The organism is Planktothricoides raciborskii GIHE-MW2, assembly GCF_040564635.1.
GTDB lineage: Bacteria > Cyanobacteriota > Cyanobacteriia > Cyanobacteriales > Laspinemataceae > Planktothricoides > Planktothricoides raciborskii.
Window position 1 is genome coordinate 1,573,960 of sequence record NZ_CP159837.1, and the last position, 11,033, is coordinate 1,584,992.

General features: G+C 45.9%; 6 protein-coding genes. 2 read left to right on the plus strand and 4 right to left on the minus strand.

From position 1 onward, the window contains the following. The first annotated feature begins 45 nt into the window (after positions 1 to 45). Together ABWT76_RS06710 and ABWT76_RS06715 are read left to right on the plus strand one after the other, a co-directional pair. The gene (locus ABWT76_RS06710; RefSeq protein WP_054466740.1) at positions 46 to 2,067 is read left to right on the plus strand and encodes an ABC transporter ATP-binding protein; all 2,022 of its coding nucleotides are present in this window, start codon (positions 46 to 48) and stop codon (positions 2,065 to 2,067) included. Positions 2,068 to 2,105: 38 nt separating this feature from the next. Further along, on the plus strand, positions 2,106 to 4,121 hold the full coding sequence (locus ABWT76_RS06715) for an adenylate/guanylate cyclase domain-containing protein (protein ID WP_054466741.1): 2,016 nt from the start codon (positions 2,106 to 2,108) through the stop codon (positions 4,119 to 4,121). Here the strand turns inward: ABWT76_RS06715 and mutT are convergent. The 4 genes from mutT to carB all read right to left on the minus strand — a co-directional run bounded on the left by mutT (position 4,099) and on the right by carB (position 10,844). Next, on the minus strand, positions 4,099 to 4,506 hold the full coding sequence (mutT, locus tag ABWT76_RS06720; protein ID WP_054466742.1) for an 8-oxo-dGTP diphosphatase MutT: 408 nt from the start codon (positions 4,504 to 4,506) through the stop codon (positions 4,099 to 4,101). The two genes, ABWT76_RS06715 and mutT, sit on opposite strands and share 23 nt — an antisense overlap. A gap of 215 nt (positions 4,507 to 4,721) precedes the next feature. After that, entirely contained in the window at positions 4,722 to 5,072 is a 351-nt protein-coding gene (locus ABWT76_RS06725; RefSeq protein WP_054466743.1) for a DUF760 domain-containing protein, read from the minus strand. Positions 5,073 to 5,459: 387 nt separating this feature from the next. Next, positions 5,460 to 6,416, minus strand: coding sequence for an RNA polymerase sigma factor, RpoD/SigA family (locus tag ABWT76_RS06730; RefSeq protein WP_054466744.1), 957 nt, complete (start codon positions 6,414 to 6,416; stop codon positions 5,460 to 5,462). 1,155 nt (positions 6,417 to 7,571) lie between these two features. Beyond that, positions 7,572 to 10,844 carry a carbamoyl-phosphate synthase large subunit gene (gene carB / locus ABWT76_RS06735; protein ID WP_190877808.1) on the minus strand — a complete coding sequence of 1,091 codons (3,273 nt, stop codon included), beginning with the start codon at positions 10,842 to 10,844 and terminating at the stop codon, positions 7,572 to 7,574. Between the last annotated feature and the right edge of the window lie 189 nt (positions 10,845 to 11,033).

Consider the following 11,033-nt stretch of genomic DNA (forward strand, 5'->3'; position numbering starts at 1 on the left):
CTCATTGGGGATTGATTAACCCATCGAAACCCTCCGCAGGCAATAATGACTCCATATAAATTTCTCCTAAAATTTGCTCGCAGACAGCCGGTCTGGATTCTCATCACGATTATCCTAGGTTGGACCGGTGCTTTGTTCAATGGGGTGAGTACAACTCTGATTGTACCATTGTTACTGGGATTTTTAGGACAAGAACTGAAATTTGAACAAGCTCCCCCTTTTCTGCGCTACACTCTATCCCTATTCGATAACCTCCCGGCTAAGTATCGCCTCCTATATATGATGGGCATCATTCTGCTAGGTATTTTGTTAAAGAATGGTGCGATCTATGCCAGCACTGTGGCTTCTGCTTATGTGTCCAAACAATTGGTGAGAGATATTCGCCTTGCGGCGATCAAGTTACTATTAGATGTAGACCTGGATTTTTACTCTAAAACTAAAATTGGCGATGTGATCAATTCCATTGGCCAAGAAGTGAGCCGTGCAGCGGGTGCCATTCGCTTGGGAATTCAAATGGTGGTTCATGGCATTACTATTTTAGTATTTATTGCTATTCTGATCTCGATTTCCTGGCAGCTAACATTAGTCGCTCCATTTATTTTAGTTTGGGTGCCTGTTTTGTCTCAGTTTGTGATTAATAGATCGCAAAAATATGGAGATTTTTTGTCCCAATCATCGAGAGCATTTTCGGGGAAATTTATAGAAATATTAAATGGAATTCGTCTGGTGAAATCAACTAGCAGTGAAGCTAGAGAATATGACATTATTGTGCAAAGAATTCTGGATCGGGAAGAAGCTGAATTAAAATCCGAGATGAACTATGCCCTAACTGCCCCAATTAATGAAATTAGCGCAGTGAGTGCCTTGTTAGCCATGATTGCGATCGGTAGGGTTCTGTTTGCCAATCAGATCGATTCATTGTCTGCGGTTCTCTTAACTTATTTATTTGTGCTGAATCGGATGATGGTGGTGGTGGGACAATTAAATAGTACCCGTAGCCGATTTGCTAATGCGGTCCCTGGGGCTGTGATTGTGAGTGAATTTTTGCGCCTTGATGATAAGCCGATCATGCAAAATGGTTATATTCCCTACCAGGGAATTCAAAAAGAAATTCGGTTTGAGGGCGTCTCTTTTTCTTATCCGAGTAGTTCAGAATTGGTGTTAGATGAGATTAATTTAACGATTCCTCGAGGCACGACTTTGGCTTTAGTGGGGGGATCGGGGGCAGGAAAATCGACTTTGGCGGATTTAGTGCCCAGATTTTACGATCCAACCGCTGGAAAAATTACCATTGATGGAATTGATTTAAGAGATTATGACTTTACCACCCTGCGAAAAGCAATGGGGATTGTGAGTCAGGAAACTTTTTTGTTTAATGATTCGGTGCGAAATAATATTAGTTATCCCCGTCCTGATGCCAGTGAAGCGGAAATTATTCAAGCGGCAAAGCAGGCGAATGCTTATGATTTTATTGTGCAGTTGCCCCAGGGGTTTGATACGGAAATTGGCGATCGCGGGGTGATGCTTTCCGGGGGACAACGACAACGCATTGCGATCGCCCGTGCCCTGTTGAGTAATCCGGATATTTTGGTCTTAGATGAAGCCACCAGCGCCCTGGATACGGTTTCCGAACATTTAGTCCAACAAGCGATCGAACGGTTAAGCAGCGATCGCACCAGCATCGTCATTGCCCACCGACTCTCCACCGTCCAAAAAGCCGATCAAATCGTCGTCCTGGAAAAAGGAAAAATCATCGAAATCGGCACTCATATAGAACTCTTAAAGAAAGGTGGTCGCTATACTCACTTATACTCCCTGCAATTTTCCAAAGACTCACAAGAACTGTTGCTAAAACGAGCTCGCAATGAAACTTTAATGAATTCTTCTTATGAAATCCGCACCCGTTTAAACCCGATGATTGGATTTCTCCGGTTACTGGTGGACAATGCTGCTGATTCAGCGGAAGAACGGCGGGAATTAACCCAAGAAGCTTATGAATCAGCCATGCGTCTGCTTGGCACTTTAGAATATCTCGAAAGTAGTGCCAAAGAATCGATTGATCCTTAATAAATTAGATATAAATTAGATGTTTATCTCCCAAATTTATGACCCTACCCAAATCAGCCAGCATGGGCAAATTTTTCCTCCGCACCACTCTTGTTGTCCCGTTTCTGATTCAAATTATCGCCACGGTTGGCTTAGTGGGGTATCTTTCTTTCCGCAATGGTCAACGGGTTGTCACCGACTTAGTGGGTCAGCTACAAGGGGAAATTAGTTCTCGAGTTAGAGAACGGGTTCAAGTCTATCTGGCTACACCACCCCTGGTGAATCAAATCAATGAAGATGCGGCGCGGTTAGGGTTGCTAGATTTTTATGACTTAGCCATCGATAGAGACTATTTGCGGCGTTATTTTTGGAACCAGGTGCAGCGTTTTCCAACCATTGGTCATGCGGGAATAGGGAACGAGGATGGACAATATTTACGCATGGGCTGGGTCAACCGTTCGGTGGGGGACGAACAACCGCAACTGGCCGAACAATTAGAATGGGGAACCGGCGATTTAATTTATTACCTACTTGACCAGAATGGTAATCCCACTGAGGTGGCTAAAAAGACTCCGAATTATGATGTCCGTAAGCGTCCCCTTTATGAGACGGTGCTGAAAAATAATCGAGCCGCTTGGAGTGAAGTTTATATTAATTTTGGCTATGGTTCACTACAAATTAATGCCAGTTCTCCCTACTACGATGAGCCGGGAAAGTTGCTGGGGATTTTCACTTGTCAGATGGGACTCGATCAAATTCAGGGTTTTTTGCAGACGTTGCAGGTGGGGCGGTCTGGTCAGGTGTTTATAATTGAACCTTCGGGAGAACTTATTGCTAGTTCTTTGAAAGACCAACCCCTAACCGTGGGCAAAGATAGTTCCCAAAGGCGTCTGACCGCCCAAGAAAGTAGCGATCCCATTATGCGTGCGAGTATCGATTTTCTCCGCCGCAAAATTCAGGATTTGCCCACGCTTCAAGAGGCAACGCAATTAGATTTTCAACTGGATAATCAACGCTATTTTCTCAAACTTTCCCCTCTAAGAGATAAATATGGGTTGAATTGGTTGATTGTGGTGGTTGTCCCGGAAGCGGACTTTATGGATCAAATCAATGAGAATACTCGCAATACATTCGTGTTGTGTTTGCTGGCATTGGCGATCGCGATCGCCTTTGGGATGTTGACCGTGAGTTGGATTACCAATCCCATCCAACAAATTACCAAAGCCTCAAAAGCGATGGCTGATGGTGATTTGAATCAATATATTCAACATAGTCCCATTATTGAAGTGGATCGATTGAGCAGTTCTTTTAATTGGATGACCGCACAACTAAAAGATTCCGTAGAAGCTTTACGTTTGGCAAATGAAGAATTAGAAAACCGGGTGGAACAACGCACGCGGCAATTGAGTCAAGAAAAAGAGCGATCGGAACAACTGTTACTGAATATTTTGCCGGTGGAAATTGCCGATCGCTTAAAAAGAGATGAATCCCCCACGGAACATTTTGAAGAAGTGACCATTCTGTTTGCGGATATTGTCGGATTTACCAGTCTTTCGGCGGAGATGGAACCGATGCAATTAGTGGCCGGACTAAATCAAATTTTCTCCGCCTTTGATGGGTTGACGGAAAAGCATGGCCTAGAAAAAATCAAAACCATTGGCGATGCTTATATGGTGGTCGGGGGATTACCGATTCCCCGTGGAGATCATGCGATCGCGATCGCGGAAATGGCCTTAGAAATGCAAGCTTACATGGCCAATATGCCCAGGGATTTAGGTCATGCCCTACAAATCCGCATTGGCATTAATACTGGCCCGGTAATTGCCGGAGTCATTGGCATCAAGAAATTTATTTATGACCTGTGGGGCGATGCGGTGAATGTCGCTTCCCGCATGGAATCTCACGGCAAACCGGGCTATATTCAGGTGACAGAAACAACATATAACCATTTAAAAGAGCAATATATCTTAGAACCCAGGGGAGCGATTTCGGTCAAGGGTCGGGGAGAGATGATCGCTTATTGGCTGGTGGGCAAAAAATCTTTGGCCTTGGCTAACCCTTCAATGCTTCAATAATCTTCACATTTGCTTGAGGAAAGGTAAATTGCTCCAACTGATCCAAGTTGACCCAACGGACTTCATCACATTCTAACGGTTGCGGTTCCCCCGCCAAGTGACGGCAATGATGCACCATCAGGGAAACTCGAAAATGAGAATAGGTGTGCTCTACGGTAATCAGGTGCGCTTGGACGGCGATTTCTATGCCTAATTCTTCCCTAATTTCTCGCTGAATACAAGCTTCTACGGTTTCTCCCGGTTCAATTTTGCCGCCGGGAAATTCCCATAAACCACCGTGAAGTCCATGGGCTTTGCGGCGGTCAATTAAAATTTGTCCGCGATCGTTCCAAATCACGGCAACGCCAATGCATTTATGGGGAATCGGTGTCAGGGTTTCACTCATAAGTATTTTTGGTTGTTGCTTGAGTTAGGGGTTTGAGGCAGGGGTTTGAGGCAGGGGTTTGAGGCAGGGGTTTGAGTCAGTTAAACAAAACAAAATCAGGCAGACTGTTCTGGGAGCCTGCCTTGCTCGCTTGTAGCGATGTTGAGAATATCAATAATGCGGGTTGGACATAAATGACTGGGATCATGGAGTCAACGGAACACAAGCGAATAAGTTTAAAACTGATCCCCGTGGGAAGATTTCGGCTCATTTAATTGCAGCGATCGCTCAAAAGACATCCGTTGTTCGGCATTTCTGAGGAAATAACCGCTCATCATCGCCGAAGCTAGTAATCTGCCCAAATGTTCCCGACTGGTAGTCACCATCATCCCAAAATGTTCGGGTGGTAAATTCCCTAACAGTCCCATAATATTTCGCTCAATCACTTGAAAGACTTCATTGGTGGTAGGCTGGGATAACTGAGAAATGGTTTCTGGACTCATAGATTGGACATATTGCCAGAGCAAATTATTGCCCTCACGGTCATGGTTGGTAAATTCTGGAAATTGATTCGACGAATTATTCATGGCGCATAACCTCCGAGATCAAAGACCTGCTCACAAATTGCTAAAGGATACTATTATCAAAGACTTTTCAGTAAGCTCATTTTTAATTTAGCAATGATCGGTTAATCCGCAGGTAGGATTAACCGATCTCCCATAGACGGGTTATCTACTAATATTCTAACTTTTTATTTTAAATCTACCAGTAGGCTGGGCAAGATTTTCCCCATTAATGTAGGGTGGGCAAGATTTTGCCCACCCTACCAGTAGTAAGGTGGGCAAAGTTTTCCCCATTAATGTAGGGTGGGCAAAATTCATTAATGTAGGGTGGGCAAGATTTTGCCCACCCTACCAGTAGTAAGGTGGGCAAAGTTTTCCCCATTAATGTAGGGTGGGCAAAATTCATTCTAGTTAGCTGGCGACATATTCGTTCATATCCGCTTTGCGCTTGCGTAATTTGGCCAGGGCTTCCCGTTCAATTTGCCGCACCCGTTCCCGACTAATTTTTAGCCGATCGCCGATTTTGGCCAAAGTCATGCCCTGTCCGTCTTCCAAACCAAATCGCAAGGCGAGGACTTCTCTTTGTTGGGGAGTTAATTCCGCCATCATGTTTTCTAAGTCCGATCGCAACGAGGCTTGAGTGGCGTAATCTTCCGGTGACGGGCCGGTATCTTCCAGCAATTCTCCCAGTTCCGTATCCTGGTTATCCCCGACTCGTAAATCTAAGGACAAGGGATGTCTGGCTCGTTCTAGGTATTCCCGAATTTGTTTGCCGGTCATTTCCAGTTCGGCGGCCAACTCATCAATGGTGGCTGCCCGCCCCAGTTGTTGGGAGAGTTGGCGTTGCGCTTTTTTAATTTTATTCAGTTTTTCCGTAATGTGAATGGGCAGACGAATGGTGCGACCTTTTTCGGCGATCGCCCGAGTAATTGCTTGGCGGATCCACCAGTAGGCATAAGTGGAAAACCGATAACCTTTACTCGGATCGAACTTTTCCACACCGCGCTGCATTCCAATGGTGCCTTCTTGAATTAAATCCAGCAAATCCACATTCCGTTTAATATATTTTTTCGCCACCGAAACCACTAAGCGCAAATTCGCTTCCACCATTTTTCGCTTGGCAATTTTACCTTGGGCGATCGCTTGAGACAGGTCGGCTTCGGTAATTTCTGCGGCGATCGCCCATTCTTCATCAGTGGGTTCTCGATGTAATTTTTCCGCCAATTCTTGTTTAAGTTGTTGCAGGGAGGTTAATCGCTGCACCTGCTTACCCAGAACAATTTCTTGTTCATGGGTTAACAAAGGAACCTTCCCAATTTCTCGCAGATAGGTGCGTACTAAGTCTGTAGAACTTTGACCGATTTTCATGGCAATAAATTAATTATGATTAACGACAGTTGAACCCAATTTATCCAGTGGTTAATTAAGGGAAATGGAAAGATGATCCTGAGAAATCAATGGGATTGATTTCACTGCTTGTTGGATGCCTACTATGAATCTGTCTGGATTTTCTTCCCCTTCAGTTATTTTCGGGAATTTTTCTGACAACGATAAATTAAAAAGTTAAACAAGTGAATTGAGGAAAAATAAAATTTTCCCTCTGACCAAACATCCGTCACAAATCTATTTCGATCGCAGTTTTCCCAATATCAGCAAATGGATACGGGAGTTGAATATCACTGACTCACGGCTTGATTTCCTGTACCGACGGATACTTTAGTCGGTTGAAATGTCAAGGTTTGCATATATTGTCGGCAGAGTATCTCGTCCGTTGAGCCTGCGATAATGCTACGCATCGCTATCGCTGGTATGTTAACAATTGTAACATTTATTAAAAAATTGTCTAGTCCTCCGCACCCTTTCTCCTCAGAAAAGTCAGAATTATGCTAGAGATTACCCAGGAATCACCCAGATAAATGCATCATGGAAAACATTTTGAAGATTTTTTTTGTCAACGCTCCGGAAATGAGCCGGATCCGTGATTGGCGATTTGTCACGAACAATGAGAGGGCGATCGGCCATGATTATGCTTGCGATATCGAGGTTTTCCGGGCTATGTTTTCCTGGCGATTCCGGGGAAAATGACGGTTAAATGAAATTGGTTAATGATGTAGATATCAAGTGAATACTCTGTTATTTTTGAGTAACTTTGCTCTTTAGAGAAGGTAGAAACATCAGTTTATTCTAATTCGGAAATCCCCGCTGCGGAAAATCCGGGGAAAACTGGCTAATTTCATTGGTTTTTCTGATGATTTGAGTAAAAATTACTTATTTTTTTGGCAAAAAATTATGCCGCCGAAAAAAGTGACGGGGTAAAACGGAAATAATTTTAGAAAAAATTAATCTTTTGCCAAGGATTTAAACATCAATTATTCTGATGGCGATGATAACAGCAATTGATGAATATCCCAAAAGTCCAGAGGCAACAAAAAACCCGGTTTTTTTGAATGAAAAAACCCCCCTTTGACCGCCATCGGGCAGGGGGGGTTTGGGATCGGTTAGACCGGAGGAAAATCAACTAACCTAACCAATATATTCCTGAAGTGCTTTCACCTCTAGGGGTTGGGATTTCAGGGTGCGAATGGCCGCTACCGTAGCCTTGGCTCCAGCAATGGTGGTGATAATCGGCAGTTTGTAATCCAGGGCAGTACGACGAATGCGTCGGCCTTCCGCTTGGGCATCTTCCCCAGAAGGAGTGTTGATAATAAATTGAATGTTTTCATTCTTAATCCAGTCGATCACATTCGGGCGACCTTCATAGATTTTCAACACTAAATCTACGTCATTAATGCCGTTTTCCTGTAAGACTCGTCGCGTCCCGGAGGTGGCCACTACCTTAAAGCCCAACTGGACTAACTCCTTGACCACGGGAACCACCGCATTTTTGTCGCGATCGCTCATGGAAACAAACACCGTCCCCCCGGTAGCTAGTTTCACACTTGCGGCCATCTCTGCTTTGGCAAATGACTTGCCAAAATCGATGTCAATGCCCATTACTTCCCCAGTGGAGCGCATTTCTGGGCCAAGTAAGGTATCGGCACCAGGGAATTTATTAAAGGGCAGCACCGCTTCTTTCACGGCAATATGTTCGGGGATGACTTCAGCGGTAAATCCGAGAGATTGTAGGGTTTCCCCGGCCATGATCCGGGAGGCGAGTTTGGCCAAGGGGACGCCGATCGCCTTAGAGACAAAGGGTACAGTCCGAGAAGCGCGGGGGTTGGCTTCCAAGATATAAACTTGTGGGTCATAGCCGCTGGCGCCCGCCACCGCATATTGAATATTCATCAAGCCCACCACTTTGAGGGCTTTGGCAATTTGATAAGTCCAAGTGCGGATCTTATTCATCACCGAGGGGGATAGGGTGATCGCGGGAATAGAACAAGCGGAGTCCCCAGAGTGAACCCCGGCTTGTTCGATGTGTTCCATGATGCCGCCAATGACTACATTGCCCGTAGCATCAGCGATCGCATCCACATCCACCTCAATGGCATTTTCCAAGAAGCCATCAATTAAAATCGGGTGGTCCGGTTCTACCTGCACCGCGAGGGTCATGTACCGTTCCAGTTCACTATCGGAATAGACGATTTCCATTGCCCGTCCCCCTAACACATAAGACGGACGCACCACCACCGGATAGCCGATTTTTTGGGCGATCGCCAGGGCTTCCTCGTAGCTGCGGGCAAGACCGTTGGGGGGCTGCTTAATATTCAGCTCTCGGAGGATTTTCTCAAAGCGTTCCCGGTCTTCGGCAATATCAATAGAGTCAGGAGAGGTGCCCCAAATTTTCGTATCTAAGCCCGGAGTTAAGCCGTAGGTTTCCGGATCGTTCAGGGCTTTCTCAATGGGTACGGCCAATTTCAACGGGGTTTGACCGCCAAATTGAATAATCACCCCTTGGGGATTTTCCGCTTCAATAATATTCAGCACATCCTCTTTGGTCAGAGGTTCAAAGTAAAGCCGGTCTGAGGTGTCGTAGTCCGTGGAGACGGTTTCCGGGTTGGAGTTGACCATGATGGTTTCATAGCCGTTAGCCCGCAGAGCATAAGAAGCATGACAGCAGCAGTAGTCAAATTCAATCCCTTGACCAATGCGGTTCGGGCCACCACCGAGAATCATTACCTTGGGTTTGTCGGAGCTCCTGACTTCGGTTTCCGGTTCGTAGGTGGAGTAATAATACGGCGTATAAGCTTCAAATTCAGCGGCACAGGTGTCTACCAGTTTGTACACGGGGGTGACGCCGAGTTGTTTCCGGTAAACCCGCACTTGGTCTTCGGTGGTCTTGGTGGCATAAGCAATTTGCCGATCGCTATATCCCTGACGCTTAATCTCAAACATAAGCTCTTGGGTGAGATTTTTCAGGGGAGTGCGTTTGAGGAATTTTTCGGTTTCCAGTAAATCGCTCATTTTATCTAAGAACCACGGGTCAATGCCGGTGATTTCATAGATTTCCTGATTACTCATCCCCATGAGCATGGCATGACGCAGGGTAAAGATGCGGTCTGGGTTGGGAGTACGCAACCCGGCGCTAATTTGTCCTAAGCTGGGGAGCACTTCGTCGCGATCGCACCCCCAACCAAAGCGGCCAATTTCCAAACTCCTTAAGGCTTTTTGTAAGGATTCTTGGAACGTCCGCCCGATCGCCATCGCTTCGCCCACGGACTTCATCTGGGTGGTTAAAACCGGCTTGCTTCCGGGGAATTTCTCGAAGGCAAACCGAGGAATTTTCGTCACCACATAGTCAATGGTGGGTTCAAAACTGGCTGGAGTCTTTTGGGTAATATCGTTAGAAATTTCCGGCAAGGTATAGCCCACCGCTAATTTAGCCGCAAATTTGGCGATCGGAAATCCCGTGGCTTTGGACGCTAAGGCTGAAGACCGAGATACCCGTGGGTTCATCTCAATCACCACCACATCCCCGTTCACCGGATTGACCGCAAACTGAATATTCGACCCGCCAGTTTCTACGCCAATTTCCCGAATAATGGCGATCGAGGCATCCCGCAACCGCTGATATTCTTTATCCGTCAGGGTTTGGGCTGGAGCCACCGTAATCGAATCCCCCGTATGCACCCCCATCGGATCCAGGTTTTCAATGGAGCAAATAATCACCACATTGTCCGCCAGATCCCGCATCACCTCAAGTTCATACTCTTTCCAACCCAACAGAGATTGCTCAATCAAAATCTCGGAAACTGGGGAAGCATCAATCCCTGCTTGGGCCATTTCTTCAAATTCTTCTTGGTTGTAGGCAATGCCACCCCCGGTGCCCCCTAGGGTAAAACCCGGACGGATAATCAGCGGATAGCTGCCAATTTGTTGTGCCACCGTCTTGGCTTCATCAATATTATGGGCAATTCCTGACGGGCAGCATTGGATGCCGATTTTTTCCATCGCTTCTTTAAAAAGCTGCCGGTCCTCGGCTTTTTCAATGGCCGGTAACTTCGCCCCAATCAGTTCCACCCCATACTTGTCTAACACGCCATTTTTGGACAGGTCAACCGCAATGTTTAAAGCGGTTTGACCCCCCATTGTCGGCAGCATCGCATCGGGACGTTCTTTGGCGATCACCTTTTCCACCATTTCTGGGGTCAGGGGTTCCACATAAGTCCGGTCAGCGGTTTCCGGGTCGGTCATAATCGTGGCTGGGTTGGAGTTCACCAGTACCACTTCATATCCTTCTTGTCTCAAAGCCTTGCAAGCTTGGGTGCCGCTGTAGTCAAACTCACAAGCTTGACCAATAATAATCGGGCCGGAACCAATGAGGAGAATTTTTTTGATATCGTCGCGACGAGGCATAAGTATATACTCCCACGGAATATTTTTGACTGAGTAGAATTATTTGCTAACAGAATTTACGCAAATCTTCTCTTAGCTATCAGCTATTTGCTATCGGTTATCAGCTATGATTAATTTTGCTGGGAGCGAAACATTTCGCCCCTACTGTTATTGGTTGTTGGTTGGTGGTTATTGGTTATTGGCTATTGG

What these genes read in the sequence shown, in the direction of transcription:
- ABWT76_RS06730 (WP_054466744.1), bottom strand. Translation starts at nt 6,416, where the DNA reads ATGAAAATCGGTCAAAGTTCTACAGACTTAGTACGCACCTATCTGCGA.
- ABWT76_RS06710 (WP_054466740.1), top strand. Translation starts at nt 46, where the DNA reads ATGACTCCATATAAATTTCTCCTAAAATTTGCTCGCAGACAGCCGGTC.
- mutT (WP_054466742.1), bottom strand. Translation starts at nt 4,506, where the DNA reads ATGAGTGAAACCCTGACACCGATTCCCCATAAATGCATTGGCGTTGCC.
- ABWT76_RS06725 (WP_054466743.1), bottom strand. Translation starts at nt 5,072, where the DNA reads ATGAATAATTCGTCGAATCAATTTCCAGAATTTACCAACCATGACCGT.
- carB (WP_190877808.1), bottom strand. Translation starts at nt 10,844, where the DNA reads ATGCCTCGTCGCGACGATATCAAAAAAATTCTCCTCATTGGTTCCGGC.
- ABWT76_RS06715 (WP_054466741.1), top strand. Translation starts at nt 2,106, where the DNA reads ATGACCCTACCCAAATCAGCCAGCATGGGCAAATTTTTCCTCCGCACC.